Here is a 20,133-nt window from a genome sequence, read left to right on the forward strand (position 1 = left end):
AGTTTTTGCAAATCTTAGAAAACGAGAAATTAGTAACCAAATACATATGAAACTAAAAACTATTTAAATGAGCTTTTCACATTTAAATTCAAAGAACAATCCTAAAATGGTAAATGTTTCAGATAAGAACATTACCAAAAGAACAGCTGTTGCAAAAGCTACAATGTTTCTAGGAAAAGAAGTAATTGCTCATTTTACAAATGATGAGTTAACCACCAAAAAAGGACCCGTTTTTCAAACTGCAATTATTGCAGGAATTCAAGGAGTTAAAAAAACTTCTGAATTGATACCTATGTGCCACCCTTTATTAATCAATGGAGTAGATGTTGATATTAATATAATAGATAATGAAAATATTGAAATCTTTTGCAAGGTAACTATAGAGGGAAAAACAGGTGTAGAAATGGAAGCATTAACGGGTGTAAATATTACTTGTTTAACCATCTATGACATGTGTAAAAGTATCAGTCAAAAAATGATGATTAAAGAAGTTAAATTAGTAGAAAAAACAGGAGGAAAATCAGATATAAAAAATGTTTAAACATCAAAAACATACCAATTTAGTAAAAAGAGATAATGATATTTTTGCACCCAACGAAATTGCAATTTTAGGAACCAACTGCGCTGTTATTTCTAATTTCGTCTCTGCGGTTTCTAAAAAATTGAGTCAATATAAATTAGCTTATTTTGATGCATCACATGCAAAAGATGTAGAAATAAATCAAATTTCTGAATATACTTTTCATCATCAAGGTAATTTACAAATTACAACTACTGGAAACATAAATAAATTTGTACAACGATTGCAATTTGCACAATACGACTACGTTTTTATTAACGGAAACCACTATCAAGGTGCAAAACAGATTTTAATTTTAGATGAGGCCAAGGAAGCTTCTGTGTTAAAACGATTAGACCAATTAGATCGTATTCAGTTTATTGTAAAATTAAAAGAAGAAACAGGTTTTTTTGATGGTTTGGTTGATCGATACCCAAATATCAAAAATTGTACTTGCTATACTATTAACCAAGTTGATGCAATTGCAAATCATATTCATCATTTAATTCAAGAAAAAGTTGCACCAATAAAAGGTTTGGTGTTGGTTGGTGGAAAAAGCACAAGAATGGGGCAAGATAAGTCAGAACTAAATTACTTTGGAAAGCCACAGAAACAAGTAGCTAAAGAACTCTTAGAACATTATAATTTAGAAACATATTACTCGGTTCAAAATGCTGATAATGATAATGAAATTGCAGATACATTTTATAATCTAGGTCCTTTTGGAGGTATTTGTTCTGCGTTTCAAAAAGACCCAAACGCAGCTTGGTTTGTATTGGCAACTGATGTGCCTTTTGTAACAAAAGAGCTTTTAAAGTTGATTTTAGAAAAGAGAAATACTAGTAAAGTAGCTACTGCAATTAAAGGAAAAGGCAAAGAATTTGTAGAGCCTTTAATTACAATATACGAACCCAAAGCGTATCCTATTTTATTACAATATTTAGCACAAGGTTATTCTTGTCCTCGTAAAATGTTAATCAATTCTGATGTAGAAATTGTAGAAATTGATGATGATTTTATCAGAAATATAAATACACCAGAGGAGTTTGAAGCAGCAAAAAAAGAAATACAAAAATTATAAACGTAGCTAAAAAGCTTATAAAAATATCTTTGTTAATTTTGATAAAAAGTAGTAAAAAGGTTACAATTATTTAAATTTCAAACTATTTATCAATCAACTTCGTATATGTAGTATCTTGTAAAACTGATATTTAACAATGAAATTAAAATCTACTTTTTCTAAAAATAAAATTACAAAATTCTTTAAAATTCAGACCTATGTTAATGCTGCCTGTATAGGGCAAAATGCAGATTGGCAAATATCGCCAAAAGAATTAAAAGCAAAATTAGGAGAAAAAAATTTAGAAATTATAGCTGTTTTAGCAAATTTAAAACTGCCTTTTAAAGTACAAAAAACAATACCTATCAATCAATTTAATGCTAAAAAGATAGAAGTGGATTTTAATAAAACATATGTAATGGTTTGTCAAAGAGGGGTAAATAGTTATAGAGCTGTATCTAAACTTAAAAAAGAATATCCAGCATTAAAAGTATTAAATTTAACTGGTGGAATTTCTAGCTACAAACATTAACAGTTTATGATTGATAACCCGTTAGAATTTTATATTAGTCAACAACAAGAATTAGAGTTGACAGTATTTAAACTTAAAAAGCAACTTATTGCTATTGGTGTTTTTAGATTGTTTGTTTTTTTAATAACATTTTTTTTAATCTACCTAACTTTTGGTATGTATCCAGATGTTTTTATACTTGGTTTTTTGGGTATATGTGCATTTTCTTTTTTGGTGATACAGTATAGTAATTTCAAAAGAGCAAAAGATATTGTAGAAGCAAAAATTGAGATTTGTAAAACAGAAATTAAGGTTTTACAAGACGATTTTTTTCATTTAGATAATGGCGTGGAATTTTTAAATCATAATCATTTTTATAGCAACGATATTGATTTATTTGGTAAAGGTTCTTTTTTTCAATATACCAACAGAACTAAAACAATAGAAGGCAAACATACCTATGCAAAACTTCTAACAGAGAACATTGTAGACACTATAAGAGAAAAGCAAAAAGTTATTGAGGAGCTTTCAGAAAAAGTAAATTGGCGCCAACATTTTTCAGCCTTAGCAAGTTTGGTAAATGTAAAAAATAAATCGAGCCTTGCAAAAAAATGGCTTATTCATTACAAAACAATTTTGCCAAAATATCTGTCAATAATTCAAAGTATCTTTTCTTTAATTTCATTAGTTCTTTTAGGGTTGGTGTTTTTTAGCATTATTTCATTTTCGTATCTCTTATGTTGGTTTTTTATAGGGCTTTTTATTACGGGTAGTTATGTAAAAAAAACAACAAAACTATATGTTGATACTAACGATATCAGAGCGGTTTTTAAACAATATTACCCCCTTTTACGTGAGATTGAAAAAGAAAGTTTTGATGCAAAAAACTTATTAGAACAGCAAAAAATAATTCAATCAAAACACAAAAAAGCTTCAAAAATTTTTAAGGAATTTTCAAAAATATTAGATGCATTTGATAATAGAAATAATATTATTATAGCTGTTTTGGGTAACGGACTGTTTTTAGTAGAAATTTACAATACGTATAGAATTGAAAAATGGATTAACAAGTACAAACATACCGTAGAAAAATGGTTTGAAGTTGTGGCATATTTTGATGCTCAAAATTCTTTAGCCAATTTTAAATTTAATCATCCAACCTATGTTTTTCCTCAGTTAAAGGATACAAAAAGAATTATACAAGCTACCAGCTTAGGCCACCCTTTATTAAAGGCTAATAAAAGAGTAGCTAATGATTTTAACCTAAATGATGAGCAATTTTTTATCATTACAGGAGCTAATATGGCAGGAAAAAGTACTTTTTTAAGAACAGTTTCTTTATCTATTGTAATGGCGAATTGTGGGTTACCTGTTTGTGCAGAAAAATTTGTGTACCAACCAATAAAATTAATCACCAGTATGCGTACTTCAGATTCTTTATCAGAAGATGAGTCTTATTTTTATTCTGAATTGAAACGATTAAAATTTATTGTTGATTCAATTAAAACAGAGAAATACTTTGTCATTTTAGATGAAATATTAAAAGGTACCAATAGTAAAGATAAAGCTACTGGTTCTAAACAATTTGTAGAGAAATTAACGCAATCTAAATCTACAGGCATCATAGCAACACATGATGTAAGTCTGTGCGAATTAGAGCAGCAATTTACTACAATTAAAAACTACTATTTTGATGCAGAAATTTATAATGATGAATTGCATTTTGACTACACTTTAAAAAGTGGGATATGTAAAAATATGAATGCCTCTTTTTTATTAAAAAAGATGGATATTGTATAACAACTTACACTTTTTGCAAAGTCTCTAATGCTTTTTTTACTGAATCAATTTTAATAAAAGTAATCAACAAACGCAATCCGTTTTTAGTTTGTTTTTCTTTCATAACACAACTTTTAGAGTTTAGTTGTACATACTTTAACATCTTTGTAAATGCTGCAGTTTGGTAAAAATCACTTTGTTGATTGGCTATAAAATAACCAATCATTCTTTTTTGTTTTAAAATAATTTTTTCTAAACCTAGTTGTTTTGCAAGCCATTTTATTCTTACAGAATCTAGCAAATCTTCTACTTGTGTTGGTGTCTCGCCAAAACGATCTACTATTTCAGTTTCAAACGTTTGCAACTCTTCTTCGGTTTCTAATGTAGATAATGTATTGTACAAACTTAGACGCTCTGTAACAGAGTTTATATAATCATCAGGAAACAAAATTTCAAAATCAGTATCAATTTGCACCTCTTTTACAAATTCTTTTTGGGTGTCATTGTCACCTGTATGATACAACTCTTTAAATTCATTTTCTTTCAATTCCTCTATGGCTTCTTGTAGTATTTTTTGATAAGTATCAAACCCAATATCGTTGATAAACCCACTCTGCTCACCACCTAATAAATCTCCAGCACCGCGAATTTCCAAATCTTTCATGGCAATATTAATTCCGCTTCCTAAATCAGAAAACAACTCTAGAGCCTGAATACGTTTACGCGCATCATCTGTCATCATATGATAAGGAGGTGTAATAAAATAGCAGAATGCTTTTTTATTAGAACGCCCAACTCTACCGCGCATTTGGTGTAAGTCTGACAACCCAAAATTGTTGGCATTGTTAATAAAAATTGTGTTCGCGTTAGGTACATCTAAACCACTTTCTATAATGGTTGTAGATACTAAAACATCAAAATCATTATTCATAAAACTGAGCATTAATTCCTCAAGTTTTTTACCTTCCATTTGCCCATGCCCAATACCAATTTTTGCAGCGGGCACTAATCTTTGTAATAACCCTGCAACTTCTTTAATATTTTCAATTCTATTATGAATAAAAAATACTTGACCACCTCTAGAAATTTCATAAGAAATAGCATCTCTTATCGTTTCTTCAGAAAAACGAATTACGTTACTTTCTATAGGATGTCTATTTGGTGGAGGTGTTTTGATGACAGATAAGTCTCTTGCAGCCATTAAACTAAATTGTAAAGTTCTTGGAATGGGAGTGGCTGTTAACGTTAAAGTATCTACGTTTTCTTTAAGAGTTTTGAGTTTATCTTTAACAGCAACACCAAATTTTTGCTCTTCATCTATAATTAACAAGCCTAAATCTTTAAATTTTATACGTTTGTTTGTTAATTGATGTGTACCAATAATAATGTCTACAGATCCATCATTTACACCATCAATTGCAATGGTTTTTTGTTTAGCTGTTTTAAAACGATTTAAGTAATCAATTTTAATAGGGAAATCTTTTAAGCGCTCAGAAAAAGTTTTGTAATGTTGAAAAGCTAAAATTGTGGTAGGTACTAAAATAGCAACTTGTTTACCATTATCTACAGCTTTAAAAGCAGCTCTAACAGCTACTTCAGTCTTTCCAAAACCAACATCTCCACAAACCAATCTGTCCATTGGTTGTGCTTTTTCCATGTCTGTTTTTACATCTTGCGTAGCTGTAAATTGATCTGGAGTATCTTCATACATAAAACTACCTTCTAACTCATGTTGCATATGCGTATCTGGACCAAAGGAAAATCCTTTTTGTAATTTTCTTTTGGCATACAACTGAATTAAATTAAAGGCAATATGTTTAACTCTGGCTTTGGTTTTTTGTTTGATTTTTTTCCAAGCTCCAGAACCTAATTTGTATATTTTTGGAGGTTTACCATCTTTACCATTAAATTTAGAGATTTTATGCAAAGAGTGAATGCTTACGTAGAGAATATCTCGCTCTCCATAAATTAATTTAATAGCTTCTTGCTTTTTCCCCTGAACATCTATTTTTTGCAAACCACCAAATTTCCCAATTCCGTGATCCATATGCGTTACATAATCACCAATTTCTAATTTATTAAGTTCTTTTAGAGTAATGGCTTGCTTTTTAGCATAGCCATTTTTTAATCTAAATTTATGGTAACGTTCAAAAATTTGATGGTCTGTATAGCACACCAATTTTTGATCAACATCTACAAATCCTTGATACAATGGAAAAACTAAAGTTTCAAAATGGACTTCTTGTTCTGCGTCATTAAAAATATCATGAAAACGTTTTGCTTGTTGGTTATTAGCGCAAAAAATATAGTTGGTAAAACCTGCTTTATGGTATTCGTTTAAATTTTCTATTAATAAATTAAATTGTTTGTTAAACGATGGCTGCGGGTGAATATTGAATTTAATGAGATCATCAGTGCTATTGGTTTGGTTGTTTCCAAAATTGACCAATGTAAAATCTTGAATTTGTTGTTTTATAAAATTTCCATCACAAAATAATTCTGATGGTTTTGCATGATTCAATTCTTTAGATAAATCTTGAAAAGCATCTTCTGCTTTTTTAAAAAACTTATCTAAATTACCCGTTAGTAAATCAATATTTTTTGCAAAAATTACTGTTTTTGACGAAATATATTTAATAAAACTCTCTCTATTTTCTTGGAGTGTTTTATTCTCAACATTTGGCATAATAGAAACTTTTTTCAGTTTCTCTTTAGAAAGTTGTGTTTCTACATCAAAAGTTCTTATGCTATCAATTTCATCACCAAAAAACTCTATTCTGTAAGGTTCATCATTAGAAAAGGAGAAAATGTCTATAATACCTCCTCTTACAGAAAAATCTCCAGGTTCTGTTACAAAATCTACACGTTTAAATTTATATTCAAACAAAACTTCGTTTACAAAGTCTAAAGATAAATTTTCGCCAACAGCAACTTTTAAAGTGCTTTTTTCAAGCTCTTTTTTAGTTACTACTTTTTCAAATAAGGCCGTTGGATAAGTAACAATTATTGCTGGTTTTTTTCGTGAGTTAACTCTGTTTAATACCTCAGATCTTAATAAAACATTAGCATTGTCAGTTTCATCTATAATGTATGGTCTTCTGTAAGAGCCAGGGTAAAAAAGCACATTTTTATCCCCAAGAAGTTGTTCTAAATCATTTAAATAATAAGCAGCTTCTTCTTTATCATTAAAAATTAATAAATAGGGTTTATCTACCTTTTTAAAAGTTTCTGAAATAACAAAAGACAACGAAGAACCTACCAAATTCGAAAGCTGAAAATGGTTTTTATCTTGTTGAAGCTGTTTGATAATCTGCGCTACACTTGCAGATTGTTGATATTGATTTACAATGCTCTGCTTACTCAACTGAAATAAATTTATGCAAATATATTAATTTGATTTAGGTGTAGCTTAGTGTCTTATTTTAAATTTACTTTAAAATAGGATGCCTTCATGTTTAGTGAATTTTTAGGTTAAAATACTCAATATTTAAAACTTAACATTAAAAATAGGTATATGTGTTTTGTTTTTTAAAAGATTACAATATATTTGTTGCACAACAATTTAATAATTGTTTAACATAATTACCCCTAATATTATGAAAAAAATACACAATTACTTTGCAATTGTTTTTTTGTTTTTTGCACTGCACGCTGTAGGGCAAACAAAAGACAACAAATGGACCTTTGGTATGGACATTGCCTGGGTAAGTTACTCAGAAGCAGATAAAATAGCTGTCGGAGGTAAATTTATTAACCAAACTCCAAGATTTTCTCTAGCCAAATACATGTTTAAAAATGTGGTTTTCGTTGGTAGTGTTTCTACAGCAATTGGAGATAATCAAACATATACTACATTTGATGGTGCTGCACGTTATGATTTTGGTACATCTCAAAATAAAGTGGTGCCTTATGCCTTAATAGGTGGAAGCTTTATAAATGCAAGGATATTAACGCCAACTTTAAATTTTGGAGCAGGTAGTACTCTTTGGTTTTCTCCAAAATATGGTTTAAATGTACAGTTATTGTATAAGTTTTCTGAAGAAAGATTTAGCAGTCAGCGATCTCATATAATGCCATCTATAGGTTTGGTATACAGTTTTGGTGCTAGAGATATGAATCCCAGAATTTGGAGTAGCACGCGCTAAGATTTTAATCTTATTAAGTTTCAAATTAGATGCTTGACTTTTTTTAAGTGATGTACTATTGGCTAAGAATTTCAATTAATTTTTTGGGAGATAAATATTCAAAATATCTTTGTGTTATTTTAAAATTCTTATCCAAAAAAATATGAACAGGTAAAGAGAAAGGTTTATTGTTTCTAGAAGCCAATAACAAAGGTATTTGATGTGTAGGTCTTCTACTTTTACCTAGATTCTCATTTATATAAGAGACTCCATCAAAAACAATAGTGTCTTTAGATTCTGCATTCATTTCTACGGCATAGTATTCCTTATTTAAAATAGAAATGATGGTTTTGTTTTTAAATGAGGTTTTCTTCATTTTTTTACAAAAAACACACCAATCTGCATTAAAAGAAATGAACACTTTCTTTTTTTGAACTCTAAGAGAGTCCTCTAATTGCTCAAATGTTAGCCAGTTAATTTTTGGTTCCTGGGCATTGGATGTTGGTGAACAAAGCAGAATTAAAACACAAATAACTAAAAGAAGATTTTTCATTGATTAATGTAGTTTTCCAAATTTTAAACCAATAAAAAACGTTCTAGGTGCTCCAGGGCCATATACATAATCTGAATCTCTTGTTGCACCCACATCAAAATCATCTTGATAACTATTAAATATATTTTTAGCTCCTAAAGAGAGGGTAGCCATAAAATTTTCAGTAAAATCAAAATGAGATTCTAGTTTTAAATTAAGGTCTAAAAAAGAATTTACCTCGTTTAATTGTAAAAAGCCAGTATCGCTGACTACCAAAGGTACAATCATGCTTCCTGTATAGGTTCCTGTCAAATCTATATTAAATCTTTCATTCGGAATCCAACTAGTATTAAAATATCCATAGAAGTCTGGTGTTCTTACAAATTCGTCAACAACAATATCTTGCTCACCAAAAGTTCCATCAGTTTCAAAAATAACTTGAGGTTTATCATATTTGGTAGTCTGTAATGTTCCACCTATTTGAAATTGCCATTTGTTGTTTGGAGATGCCCCAAATTCAAAATTAGTTCCGTAAACCCTAGCACCAGATCCATTTCTTACCTCCTCTAAAATAGAACCATTTTGTAATACAGCACCTGTACTTACCAAAGTAAACGGATTTTCTAAAGTGGTATAAAATCCTTCTAGTAAAAAATCAAGTTGTAGTAAATTAATATTTTTAGAGTAATTAAGAGAACCTGTATACGCATTAGAAAATTCACTTTTTAAACCTTCACTAAGAATTACAAATTGAGGTTCTCCACCAACACTAGAAATGTGTAAATCTTCATTAAAAGCTTGTGACGCTCTAAAACCTCTAGCGTAACCACCTCTAAATTTTAAGGCATTAGTAAATTGATAAGATAAAGTTAAACGGGGAGAAATAGCAGTTTGGTTTACATCTACATTTCTTTCTATACCACCTACAGAATATATTCCGTTTACGTTAACATTGTCAATTCTAGAACCTAATAAAGCTGTAAATTTTTCTGACGGTTTCCATTCATATTGAGCGTAATTTCCAAAAGAGTTTACAGTTTGATCGATTAATCTATTGTAACCTAAAATTTCATCTCTAGTACTTGTATGATTGTATTCAGAACCAACAGTTAAGACATCATTATTCTGAAATGATTTTGTAAACTGAACCCCATTTATCCAAGCTAAATCTTTTGTGGTTCCAAAGGCATTGTTGGCAGTTATACTATCTTGCCGGGTTCTTCCTCCTCCAAGACCACCGTAATAACTATCTCTATTAGTGTTAGAAACAGAGGTGTATACTTTTATTTTGGAGGAGTCATCTTTACTAAACGCTTCGTAATCTAGACCACCAATAAATGTGTCGTGATCTAATTCCTCTGTGATATCTGTAAATTGTGGTGCTAAATTCAAGGCGTTTCCTCCTCTTCTGTACTCTTGAATGGAAGCTAAGTTTAATGAAAAACGACTTTTTTCAGTAGGTTTTAGAAATGCATTTGCACCTACGGTAGTGTTTCTCAACTCTACAAGTTCAGTAAAACCATCATTATTTGCGTCGTAACTATCTCTATTTCGGTATGTTCCAAAAAATGAGATTCCACTATTTAAATCATCAGCAACTAAAGAGTTGTTAAACGTTAAGGTTCTATCTGCAGAAGAACCATCAATTAATGCAAAATTTGTTCCAATTTCCCAAGTGTTAATTACGGGATCTTTTGTAATTACATTAACTGTTCCTGCAATTGCACTAGAACCGTACAATGCAGATCCTCCGCTTCTAACAACCTCTATTCGTTCTATAATATTTGTAGGAATTTGTTCTAAACCATAAACACCAATTAAAGAAGTAAAAATAGCTTTACTATCTAGTAAAATTTGGGTATAACCACCCCCTAAACCATTCAACCTTACTTGGGTAAAACCACAATTTTGGCAATTGGTTTCTACGCGAATTCCTGGTGCATAGTTTAATCCGTCAGCCATAGATACAGACTGTGTTGCCTGTAATAACCTTGGTTTTATTGTAGAAACAACTATGGGAGCTTTGTGTTTTTCTACACGATTTCGTGTTGCTGTAACCACAACTTCTTCTAGTCCTAGTAAATCTTCGTATAAAGTAAAATTAAGAATGATGTTTTTCTCTGGATTGATAAAAACACTTTTATTTATTTTTCGATATCCTTGATAACTTACTTCTACAATAACATTACCTTTAAGATTGTCTAATTTGTAAAATCCTTGTTCATCTGTATTTGTGCCTATTGTTCCGTTTTTTTCATATACAAAGGCATACGGAATCCCATTTCCCTTCTCAGTTGTTACTCTGCCCGATATAGATTGGCCAAACGATATGACAGAAAAAAACAATAGACTTAAACAGGTTAAAGACTTCATTATTCAATATTTTTTGACAAATATAATTTAATTTTTAGACATGTCTAAAAAAATATTTTGATAAAAATAAAAATGATATATTTGCGACAGAAAATTGAATTATGTTTACCCTTTCTGAAGAAAATTATTTAAAGGCAATCTATCATTTAGAACTAAGTTCTGATAAGGGAATTAGTACAAACGCCATTGCAGAACAACTGACAACTAAAGCTTCTTCTGTAACAGATATGATAAAAAAATTGTCTGAAAAAAAAGTAGTGGTTTATAAAAAATATAAAGGGGTAACGTTAACAAATACGGGTAAAAAAATTGCTTCTAATATTGTAAGAAAGCACAGACTGTGGGAGGTTTTTTTGGTTGAAAAGTTAAATTTTTCTTGGGATGAAGTGCATGATGTGGCAGAACAGTTAGAACATATAAAGTCTCCCAAATTAATAAATCAGTTAGATGCTTTATTGGGTTTTCCAACACATGACCCTCATGGAGATCCTATTCCTGACGAGGATGGAAATTTAAAAACAATAGAAAAGAGTTTACTATCTACATTACAAAAAAATGAAAGCGGAATTTGCGTGGGTGTCGATGATTCTTCATCAGAATTTTTACAATTTTTAGATAAAAAAGGTATCATCTTAGGCAAAAAAATAACCGTTTTAGAAAAAGAAGATTTTGATAATTCATTCGCTATTCAAATTGATGATAAAAAATTATCAATCTCAAATAAAATTGCAAACAATTTATACATAAGAAAGATATGAGCACATTTGATCAACTTGTTGCTTTTGGAAAAGAACACCCAATTCAAGCAGCTTTATATGCATCACTTTTTACATGGGGATTAACAGCAGCAGGCGCTGGTTTGGTTTTTTTCTTTAAGAAAATGAACAGAGCAGTTTTAGACGGTATGTTAGGTTTTACAGGAGGGGTTATGGTGGCAGCAAGTTTTTGGAGTTTGTTAGCGCCTGCTATAGATAACAGTCCTGGAGAAGGTTTTGTAAAAGTAATTCCATCTGCAATTGGTTTTGCAATGGGGGCTTTAGCCTTATTTGGCATGGACAAATGGCTGCCGCATTTGCATATAAACTTTAAGGAAAGTGAAAAAGAAGGTGTAAAGACTGATTGGCATAGAACCACTTTATTGGTTTTGGCTATAACCCTACATAATATTCCAGAAGGTTTAGCAGTTGGTGTACTTTTTGGAGCAGCATCTACTTTAGTAGGGGTAGAACAAACAGAAATGATCATTGCAGCTATTTCTTTGGCTATTGGTATTGGAATTCAGAATTTTCCCGAAGGTTTTGCAGTAGCAATGCCTTTAAGAAGGCAAGGTGTTAGCAGGTTCAAAAGTTTTTGGTTTGGGCAATTATCTGCAATTGTAGAGCCGATTGCTGCAGTTTTAGGTGCTTTAGCAGTTTCATTTTTTACCCCAATTTTACCTTATGCTCTTGCTTTTGCTGCTGGTGCAATGATTTTTGTAGTTATAGAAGAGGTAGTGCCAGAAACACAAAGAGACAAATATACAGATGTGGCCACATTAGGTTTTATAGGAGGGTTTATTGTAATGATGTCTTTAGATGTTGGTCTTGGATAAATCTGTAAAATTTGCAAAATAACAAAAGCAGTACTGTAAAAAAGTGCTGCTTTTCTTTTTACTTGAATCTTGTGTTTTGCCTCTAAAAAGATTATTTTGCAATAAAATTAATCTGTGCAACAACCATCTACGTTTCAAGTTTATAATGCCTCTGCCGGAAGTGGAAAAACATTTACTTTGGTAAAACAATATCTTAAAGTTTTATTGACTTCAGAAGATATTTATACGTTTCAAAAAATATTGGCAGTTACGTTTACCAACAAAGCTGCAGGTGAAATGAAAGAGCGAGTTTTGCAAAATTTAGAAGATTTTGCAGAAGGACAAGAAAACGATTTGCAACAAGTTATTTTACAAGAAATAGCAGTAGACAAAGAGATAATTAAAGAAAGAAGTGGTAAAATTTTAGATGCTATTTTGCAAAATTATTCAGCATTTTCAATTACTACAATTGATAGTTTTACCCACAAAATTATAAAAAACTTTGCTTATGATTTAGGATTGTCACTCAATTTTGAAGTGGAAATGGATGCTATTTCTTTGCTCAAAGAAGCTGTAGATGTGTTAATCTCAAAAATTGGAACTGATAAAGAACTTACCAACCTTTTAATTGATTATTCTTTAGATAAAACAGATGATGATAAATCTTGGGATATTACCAAAGATTTAAATGAGTTTGCTAAAATACTCTTAAATGAAGATGATGTAAAACACTTTAGAGAGTTGGCGGATAAAAAATTGGATGATTTTACCAATTTAAAAACAAAACTTCTTGCCAATCAAAAACAATTGCAAACATCATTTCAAAATGTAGGATCAAATTGTTTGGAATTATTTACCAAAAATAGTTTAGAACCCAAAGATTTTATGCGAGGTAGCATACCAAAGTTCTTTGCAGATATTGCTCAAAAAGGTTTCAATTTTAACTTTACAACACGAAGTGAAACAATAACAAAAGCAATTCAAAATCATCAATATTATTCAAAGTCAACCCCAGATGCAATTGCGCAGTCTATAGAAAATATTGTTCCTGATATTGTGTCATTTTATGAACAAGCAAAAGAGATATATGGTCAATTTATATTGCATAAACTCGCTCTAAAAAGTATCATACCACTGGCTGTTTTAAACAATATCCATCAAGAATTAGAAATCATAAAAACCGATAATAATTTAAGATTGAATGCAGAGTTCAATCAACTTATTTCCGACCATATAAAAGATGAGCCAGCTCCATTTATTTACGAAAGGATAGGGCAGCGTTTTCAGCATTATTTTATTGATGAAATGCAAGATACCTCTGTACTGCAATGGCAGAATCTAATTCCGCTAATAGATAATGCTTTGGCACAAGAAAATAGTACCTTACTATTGGTTGGCGATGGTAAGCAAGCTATTTACAGATGGAGAGGAGGAAAAGCAGAACAGTTTATAGATTTAGGATCTGATGGCAAAAGTCCTTTTTTTATAAATAAAGAAATTAAGCATTTAGAAACCAACTTTAGAAGCTACTCTGAAATCATACACCTTAATAACTCATTTTTTCAACACACTGCAAATTTCTTTCAAAATGAATCTTATAAGAATTTATTTTTAGAAGGAAACCAACAACTTGAAAACGCTAAAAAAGGAGGTTATGTAAGTTTAGATTTTTTAAAAAAACACGAAGATAAAGAAGAGGATAGCGTAAAGTTTCCAAAAATGGTTTTGGAGAAAATCAATGAACTTAAAAATGATTTTTTTCTGAATGAAATTTGCGTGTTAACCAGAACAAAAAAAGACGGAATTGCAATTGCAAATTACCTATCTGAAAAAGGAGTTGCAATTGTGTCTTCAGAAACTTTACTTTTACAAAATAGCAGTAAAATTAAGTTTATTATTGATGTATTACAGATTATTCAAAATCCTTCAGACGAAGAAGCACAGTTTGAAATTTTATCTTTTTTATACCAACATTTAGATGTTGAAGAAACTAAGCATCAATTTTATCAAAATCATGTAAAATTAGATAATGAATCTCTATTTCATCAACTTAAAAAATATAAAGTAACTTTTAATCTTTTTACTTTTTATCAATTACCATTTTATGAGAAAATTGAAGAAATTATTAGAGGCTTTCAGCTCATAGATACTTCAGATGCCTACATTCAATTCTTTTTAGATGTTGTTTTAGAGCAACAACGAAAAGGAACTACCATTTTAGATTTTTTAGATTTTTGGGATCTTAAAAAAGATAAATTAAGCATTGTTGCTCCAGAAAGTGCAAATGCAGTTCAAATAATGACTATTCATAAATCTAAAGGATTAGAATTTCCAGTGGTAATTTTTCCTTATGATGTAGATATTTATCGTCAAATAAATCCAAAAGTTTGGTTAGATCAATTACCCGATGAGTTTGAAAAATTTAATGAACTTTTGGTCTCTTTTAATAAAGATTTGAGTTTGGTAAGTAGTAGAGGTTTGTCCATTTATAATCAGCAAAGAGAAGAGTTAGAATTAGACGGTTTTAATATGTTATATGTTGCGCTAACCAGAGCAGTAGAACAATTGTATATTATTACAGCGTATAAAATAACTACAAAAGGAGAAGAAAATACAAATTTTTATTCGGGTGTTTTTATCAATTATTTAAAAGAAAAACAACTGTGGAATAATGAAGTATTGACATACAATTTTGGAGAAAAGGATAGAATGAGTGCAAAAGATAATAAAGAAATTATTGCAGAAGTTCAAGAAGATTTTATTTCTACTCCCTGGCAAGATCACAATCTAGTGCTACTAGCAAACTCTTCTAAATTGTGGAACACAGAACAAGGTAACGCAATAGACTTTGGTAACTTATTACATGAAATGTTGGCTAAAGTTTTTAGAAAAGAAGATGCAAATAAAGTTATTTTACAGTATCATAAACAAGGTTTTTTTAATGATGATGAGTTTAAAAAAATTAAAGATATTGTCAATAATATTGTAAACCATCCTAGGTTGAGTAATTATTTTTCCAACACTGCAATTGTATACAATGAAAGAGAAATTGTAGATGTAGATAATCAAATTATTATTCCAGATCGTTTGGTTTTTATAGATGATGAAATTGTTATTATAGATTATAAAACAGGAAAGCCCTCTAAAGAACACCATCAGCAACTTTTAAAATATGCTAAGGTTTTAGAAGCAATGAACTTTAAGGTTTCAAAAAAATTACTCGTTTACATAAATGATAAAATTCGTCTTGTTGAAGTTTAATCAATAGAAAGAAACTTTGTAACTTTGTTTTTCTTAAATTGATAAAAAATGTACGGAAAAATTAAAGATACCCTAAAAAAAGAACTACAAGAACTAAAAGAAGCAGGACTGTATAAATCTGAAAGAATTATATCTTCTTCGCAAGATGCAGTTATTAAGACATCTACAGGAGAAGAAGTAATTAATTTTTGTGCAAATAATTATTTAGGATTGTCTAATCATCCAGAAGTAATTCAAGCTGCTAAAGACACCATTGATTCTCATGGTTTTGGTATGTCTTCGGTTCGTTTTATCTGCGGAACTCAAGATATTCATAAGCAGTTAGAAGAAAAAATTGCCGATTTTTATCATACGGAAGATACTATACTATATGCAGCGTGCTTTGATGCTAACGGAGGCGTTTTTGAACCGCTACTGACAAAAGATGATGCTATTATTTCAGACAGTTTAAATCACGCCTCAATAATAGACGGAGTGCGTTTATGTAAGGCAGCCCGTTATCGCTATAATAACAATGATATGAGTTCTTTAGAAGAACAATTAATTGAGGCAAACAAACAAAATCATCGCTTTAAAATTATTGTAACTGATGGTGTTTTTTCAATGGATGGAATTGTTGCTAAACTAGATGAAATTTGTGACTTGGCAGATAAATACGACGCACTGGTTATGGTTGATGAGTGTCATGCTACTGGTTTTATAGGTAAAACGGGCAGGGGAACAGTTGAACTAAAAAATGTGATGGATAGAGTTGATATTATTACAGGAACATTAGGGAAAGCATTAGGAGGCGCAATGGGAGGGTATACCACAGGTAAAAAGGAAATTATTGAAATTTTACGCCAACGTTCTAGACCTTATTTATTTTCTAACTCTTTAGCACCAGCAATAGTGGGAGCTTCCCTAAAAGTGTTTGACTTGATTTCTAACGACACTAGTTTAAGAGACTCATTGGAATGGAATACAAGTTATTTTAGAACAGAAATGGAAAAAGCAGGTTTTGATTTGGTTGGGGCAGATGCAGCTATTGTTCCTGTAATGTTGTATGATGCTAAGCTCTCTCAAGTTATGGCAGACAAACTCTTAGAAGAAGGCATTTATGTCATAGGTTTCTTTTTTCCGGTAGTTCCTGAAGAAAAAGCGAGAATAAGAGTACAGTTGTCTGCAGCTCATACTAAAGAACACTTAGACAATGCTATCAGAGCATTTGTTAAAGTGGGTAAAGAGTTGAAAATTGTTTAGTGTTTTGTTAAAAAACTTAAAAATTTTATAAAACTTCATGAAATATAGGTTTAAGATGGTATTTTTGTTTCACTAACAAAGATTAATTCAAATAACTATAATATGAAATATTTAAAATTACTTTTTTCAGTAGTGTTTTTTTTAACAACAGTTTTCCATATCAATGCTCAAGACGAAAACAATCCTTGGGTTGTTGGTTTTGGAGTAAACTCTGTAGATATTTATAGCAATCCTGATGATTTTACGGATCAATTAAAAGATTTATTAGGTAATTCTGATTGGAACATTTTACCTGCTATTTCAAGAATTTCAGTAGATAGATACATAAAAAATGGATTTTCTGTTCAGTTAGCTGGAAGTTTGAATGAAATAACAACAGTTCAAGCAGAAAATGATTCAGATTTTTTTTATTGGGCTGTTGATGCTATTGCAAAATACGATTTAAATTATCTGTTTGGAGAGACAGGTTGGTTTGATCCTTATGTCTATTTAGGTGGTGGTTACACTTCACTAGACGGTGTTGGAGAAGTATTGTTAAATGGGGGTGTAGGCTTCAATATCTGGATTAATGAAAAATTGGGTATAAATTTTCAACACGGTACTAAAGCAGGTTTTGCAGATAAAGTAAATGCGCATTATCAAAATGCATTAGGCTTGGTAATACGTTTTGGGGCTAAAGATTCAGATGGAGACGGTATAAGTGATAAATTAGATGAATGTCCAAACGTACCAGGATTAAAAGTGTTTAAAGGTTGCCCAGATTCAGATGGAGATGGAATTAAAGATTCAGATGATGCGTGCCCTAATGTAGCAGGTTTAGCAGCAATGAATGGTTGTCCAGATTCAGATGGAGACGGTATTGCAGATAATAATGATATGTGTCCTAATGCTAAAGGAACAAAAGCAAATAAAGGATGTCCTGATGCAGACGGAGATGGTGTTTTAGACAAGAATGATAAATGTGTGTCTGTTGCTGGCCCTTCTGCAAATACAGGTTGTCCTTGGCCAGACACAGATGGTGATGGTGTATTAGATAAAGATGACAAATGTCCAAATAAGGCTGGAGTTGCATCTGAAATGGGATGTCCAGCAGGAGGAAAATTAGGTGATGCTAATGCAGAAGATTTTGAAAATGAAGTTTATTTTGAATTTGATAAAAAAATATTCAAACCAGGTAGTACCAAGAAACTTGATGAAATTGTGAAAGCAATGAAAGAGAATAAAAATGTAATTTTATTGTTAGAAGGTCATACGGATAGTATAGGTACAGAAACATATAATTACGACTTGTCTAAAGATAGAGCAAATACAGTTAGAGATTATATGATTAGAAAAGGAATAGATTCTTCAAGACTTCAGTCAAAATATTTTGGAGAAACAAAACCTGTAGCAACCAATACTACAGCAAAAGGAAGAAAAGAAAATAGAAGAGTTGAAATTAAACTTTCATTAAATTAAACTATAACATTTTTTTTAAAAAACTAGTTTAGATAATTCTAAACTAGTTTTTTTCGTTTATACGCTAATCTATTTGAAAGTTAGCAATGCAGCTTTTAAACGATAGAAGTGAGGTATTTTAAAACGCGATAAGGTCTAAATTTCAAAAAAATAGAGTTTTTATTCTATAGAAAAAATTAATTACTTACTTTTGCTACTAATAATAACGAACTTTTAATTTAAAAATTTGATAATGAAACGATTAAAATTAGCTGTGATAGCTTTGTTTACGTTGGTAACAATTAGTAGCGTAAGCGCACAGGATGAAAACAACCCATGGGCTGTAGGTTTTGGTGTTAATGTTGTAGATTTCTATAACGGATCAGACTTTACAGATCAAGTAAAAGATTTATTAGGTAATCAAGACTGGAATATCTTACCTTCAATATCTAGAATTTCTGCTGAGAAATATATTGAAAAAGGTTTTTCTATACAATTGGCAGGATCTTTAAACAAAATTGAAACAATCAGAGCAGAAAACGATTCAGACTTTTTATACTGGGCTGTAGATGCGATTGTAAAGTATGATTTAAATAACTTAATTGGTGAAACAGCATGGTTTGATCCTTTTGTTTATGCAGGTGGAGGATATACATCTCTTGATTCTGAAGGTGAATTAATGGCCAATGTTGGAGTAGGGTTCAATGCTTGGTTGAATAACAATTTAGGATTAAACTTTCAAACAGGAACAAAAATAGGTTTTGCAGACAATGTTGGGTCTCACTACCAAACAGCTCTTGGATTAGTTGTTAAATTTGGTGGAACAGATACAGATGGTGATGGTGTTTATGATAAAAATGATGCTTGTCCAGAAGTTGCAGGTTTAAAAGAATTTAATGGTTGTCCTGATGCAGACGGTGACGGAATCAAAGATTCTGATGATGCTTGTCCTAATGTAGCAGGTTTAGCAGCTATGAATGGTTGTCCTGACTCTGACGGAGATGGTGTTGCAGATAATGATGATATGTGTCCAAATGCTAAAGGAACTAAAGCAAACAAAGGTTGTCCTGATACAGATGGAGATGGTACTGTAGATAAAGATGATAAGTGTGTATCTGTTGCTGGTCCTTCTGCAAATGCAGGTTGTCCTTGGCCAGATACAGATGGAGATGGTGTATTAGATAAAGATGACAAATGTCCAAACGAAGCAGGTGTTGCTTCTGAAATGGGATGTCCTGAAAAAGTAATTAGTAATACTGCTAAAATGGGAGTTGATACTTTTGCAAAGGCAATATTGTTTAACTCTAATAGAACTAGCTTTAAGCCAGGAGTAACTAAGCAATTAGATGGAATGGCTCAGATTATGAAAGAATTCCCAAAAGCTAATTTCCTTATCAAAGGATATACAGATAATACTGGAGCTGCGTCTTATAACTTAAAGTTATCAGAAAGAAGAGCTAATGTTGTTATGAAATACTTAATTAAAAAAGGTGTTGATGCATCAAGATTAGAATCTAAAGGTTATGGTATTGAGTCTCCAATAGCTACTAATGCAACTAGAGCAGGAAGAGCTAAAAACAGAAGAGTAGAAGTTAAAGTTACTAACTAAGAGTAGCAGTAAAACAAATTATAAAATGCCTTATCATAATTGATAAGGCATTTTTGTTTTTTTACAATATAACTTT

The 20,133-nt window shown here is 30.8% G+C and carries 14 protein-coding genes; 11 read left to right on the plus strand and 3 right to left on the minus strand.

The window, feature by feature from the left end; all coding sequences use genetic code 11:
- Nucleotides 1–67: 67 nt before the first annotated feature.
- The 4 genes from moaC (at nucleotide 68) to DUT90_RS02735 (ending at nucleotide 3,930) form a co-directional block, all read left to right on the plus strand.
- Nucleotides 68–541: a cyclic pyranopterin monophosphate synthase MoaC gene (gene moaC, locus DUT90_RS02720; RefSeq protein ID WP_114425189.1), complete on the plus strand. Its 474-nt coding sequence runs from the start codon at nucleotides 68–70 to the stop codon at nucleotides 539–541.
- Nucleotides 534–1,640 carry a molybdenum cofactor guanylyltransferase gene (locus DUT90_RS02725; protein WP_114425190.1) on the plus strand — a complete coding sequence of 369 codons (1,107 nt, stop codon included), beginning with the start codon at nucleotides 534–536 and terminating at the stop codon, nucleotides 1,638–1,640. The genes moaC and DUT90_RS02725 overlap by 8 nt, the downstream gene beginning before the upstream one ends.
- A 136-nt stretch (nucleotides 1,641–1,776) precedes the next feature.
- Nucleotides 1,777–2,151 carry a rhodanese-like domain-containing protein gene (locus DUT90_RS02730; RefSeq protein WP_181858131.1) on the plus strand — a complete coding sequence of 125 codons (375 nt, stop codon included), beginning with the start codon at nucleotides 1,777–1,779 and terminating at the stop codon, nucleotides 2,149–2,151.
- Nucleotides 2,152–2,157: 6 nt separating this feature from the next.
- Nucleotides 2,158–3,930 (plus strand): MutS-related protein, encoded by a 1,773-nt coding sequence (locus tag DUT90_RS02735; protein ID WP_258848486.1) that lies wholly within the window; start codon nucleotides 2,158–2,160, stop codon nucleotides 3,928–3,930.
- Between the two features lie 4 nt (nucleotides 3,931–3,934).
- On the opposite strand, the gene mfd is transcribed toward DUT90_RS02735, so the two are convergent.
- A complete protein-coding gene (mfd, locus tag DUT90_RS02740) occupies nucleotides 3,935–7,273 on the minus strand; it encodes a transcription-repair coupling factor (RefSeq protein ID WP_114425191.1) in 3,339 nt (1,112 codons plus the stop codon).
- Nucleotides 7,274–7,505: 232 nt separating this feature from the next.
- Here mfd and DUT90_RS02745 point away from each other — a divergent pair, with 232 nt between their 5' ends.
- Complete coding sequence (locus DUT90_RS02745; protein WP_147266194.1) at nucleotides 7,506–8,054, plus strand: hypothetical protein; 549 nt, start codon at nucleotides 7,506–7,508, stop codon at nucleotides 8,052–8,054.
- A 55-nt stretch (nucleotides 8,055–8,109) separates the two neighbouring features.
- Here the strand turns inward: DUT90_RS02745 and DUT90_RS02750 are convergent, their stop codons facing one another.
- Both DUT90_RS02750 and DUT90_RS02755 read right to left on the minus strand, forming a co-directional pair.
- Nucleotides 8,110–8,586 carry a DUF255 domain-containing protein gene (locus tag DUT90_RS02750; RefSeq protein WP_114425193.1) on the minus strand — a complete coding sequence of 159 codons (477 nt, stop codon included), beginning with the start codon at nucleotides 8,584–8,586 and terminating at the stop codon, nucleotides 8,110–8,112.
- A gap of 3 nt (nucleotides 8,587–8,589) precedes the next feature.
- Nucleotides 8,590–10,938, minus strand: coding sequence for a TonB-dependent receptor (locus DUT90_RS02755; protein WP_114425194.1), 2,349 nt, complete (start codon nucleotides 10,936–10,938; stop codon nucleotides 8,590–8,592).
- Between the two features lie 101 nt (nucleotides 10,939–11,039).
- Here DUT90_RS02755 and DUT90_RS02760 point away from each other — a divergent pair, with 101 nt between their 5' ends.
- The 6 genes from DUT90_RS02760 to DUT90_RS02785 all read left to right on the plus strand — a co-directional run bounded on the left by DUT90_RS02760 (nucleotide 11,040) and on the right by DUT90_RS02785 (nucleotide 20,057).
- Entirely contained in the window at nucleotides 11,040–11,696 is a 657-nt protein-coding gene (locus tag DUT90_RS02760; RefSeq protein WP_114425195.1) for a metal-dependent transcriptional regulator, read from the plus strand.
- The gene (locus DUT90_RS02765; protein ID WP_114425196.1) at nucleotides 11,693–12,529 is read left to right on the plus strand and encodes a ZIP family metal transporter; all 837 of its coding nucleotides are present in this window, start codon (nucleotides 11,693–11,695) and stop codon (nucleotides 12,527–12,529) included. The genes DUT90_RS02760 and DUT90_RS02765 overlap by 4 nt, the downstream gene beginning before the upstream one ends.
- A gap of 114 nt (nucleotides 12,530–12,643) precedes the next feature.
- Entirely contained in the window at nucleotides 12,644–15,769 is a 3,126-nt protein-coding gene (locus DUT90_RS02770; protein ID WP_114425197.1) for an exodeoxyribonuclease V subunit beta, read from the plus strand.
- Between the two features lie 48 nt (nucleotides 15,770–15,817).
- Nucleotides 15,818–17,011 (plus strand): glycine C-acetyltransferase, encoded by a 1,194-nt coding sequence (gene kbl, locus DUT90_RS02775; RefSeq protein ID WP_114425198.1) that lies wholly within the window; start codon nucleotides 15,818–15,820, stop codon nucleotides 17,009–17,011.
- A 102-nt stretch (nucleotides 17,012–17,113) separates the two neighbouring features.
- Nucleotides 17,114–18,469 carry an OmpA family protein gene (locus DUT90_RS02780; protein WP_114425199.1) on the plus strand — a complete coding sequence of 452 codons (1,356 nt, stop codon included), beginning with the start codon at nucleotides 17,114–17,116 and terminating at the stop codon, nucleotides 18,467–18,469.
- A gap of 232 nt (nucleotides 18,470–18,701) precedes the next feature.
- Nucleotides 18,702–20,057, plus strand: coding sequence for an OmpA family protein (locus tag DUT90_RS02785; RefSeq protein ID WP_114425200.1), 1,356 nt, complete (start codon nucleotides 18,702–18,704; stop codon nucleotides 20,055–20,057).
- Nucleotides 20,058–20,133 lie beyond the last annotated feature (76 nt).

Source organism: Polaribacter sp. WD7, from assembly GCF_003335085.1.
Taxonomy (GTDB): Bacteria; Bacteroidota; Bacteroidia; order Flavobacteriales; family Flavobacteriaceae; genus Polaribacter.

Excerpts from the sequence above, each read along its gene's own strand:
- DUT90_RS02785 (WP_114425200.1), top strand. The coding sequence starts at position 18,702 with ATGAAACGATTAAAATTAGCTGTGATAGCTTTGTTTACGTTGGTAACA.
- DUT90_RS02730 (WP_181858131.1), top strand. The coding sequence starts at position 1,777 with ATGAAATTAAAATCTACTTTTTCTAAAAATAAAATTACAAAATTCTTT.
- DUT90_RS02755 (WP_114425194.1), bottom strand. The coding sequence starts at position 10,938 with ATGAAGTCTTTAACCTGTTTAAGTCTATTGTTTTTTTCTGTCATATCG.
- DUT90_RS02735 (WP_258848486.1), top strand. The coding sequence starts at position 2,158 with ATGATTGATAACCCGTTAGAATTTTATATTAGTCAACAACAAGAATTA.
- moaC (WP_114425189.1), top strand. The coding sequence starts at position 68 with ATGAGCTTTTCACATTTAAATTCAAAGAACAATCCTAAAATGGTAAAT.
- DUT90_RS02780 (WP_114425199.1), top strand. The coding sequence starts at position 17,114 with ATGAAATATTTAAAATTACTTTTTTCAGTAGTGTTTTTTTTAACAACA.
- DUT90_RS02745 (WP_147266194.1), top strand. The coding sequence starts at position 7,506 with ATGAAAAAAATACACAATTACTTTGCAATTGTTTTTTTGTTTTTTGCA.
- DUT90_RS02725 (WP_114425190.1), top strand. The coding sequence starts at position 534 with ATGTTTAAACATCAAAAACATACCAATTTAGTAAAAAGAGATAATGAT.
- DUT90_RS02750 (WP_114425193.1), bottom strand. The coding sequence starts at position 8,586 with ATGAAAAATCTTCTTTTAGTTATTTGTGTTTTAATTCTGCTTTGTTCA.
- DUT90_RS02760 (WP_114425195.1), top strand. The coding sequence starts at position 11,040 with ATGTTTACCCTTTCTGAAGAAAATTATTTAAAGGCAATCTATCATTTA.
- DUT90_RS02765 (WP_114425196.1), top strand. The coding sequence starts at position 11,693 with ATGAGCACATTTGATCAACTTGTTGCTTTTGGAAAAGAACACCCAATT.
- kbl (WP_114425198.1), top strand. The coding sequence starts at position 15,818 with ATGTACGGAAAAATTAAAGATACCCTAAAAAAAGAACTACAAGAACTA.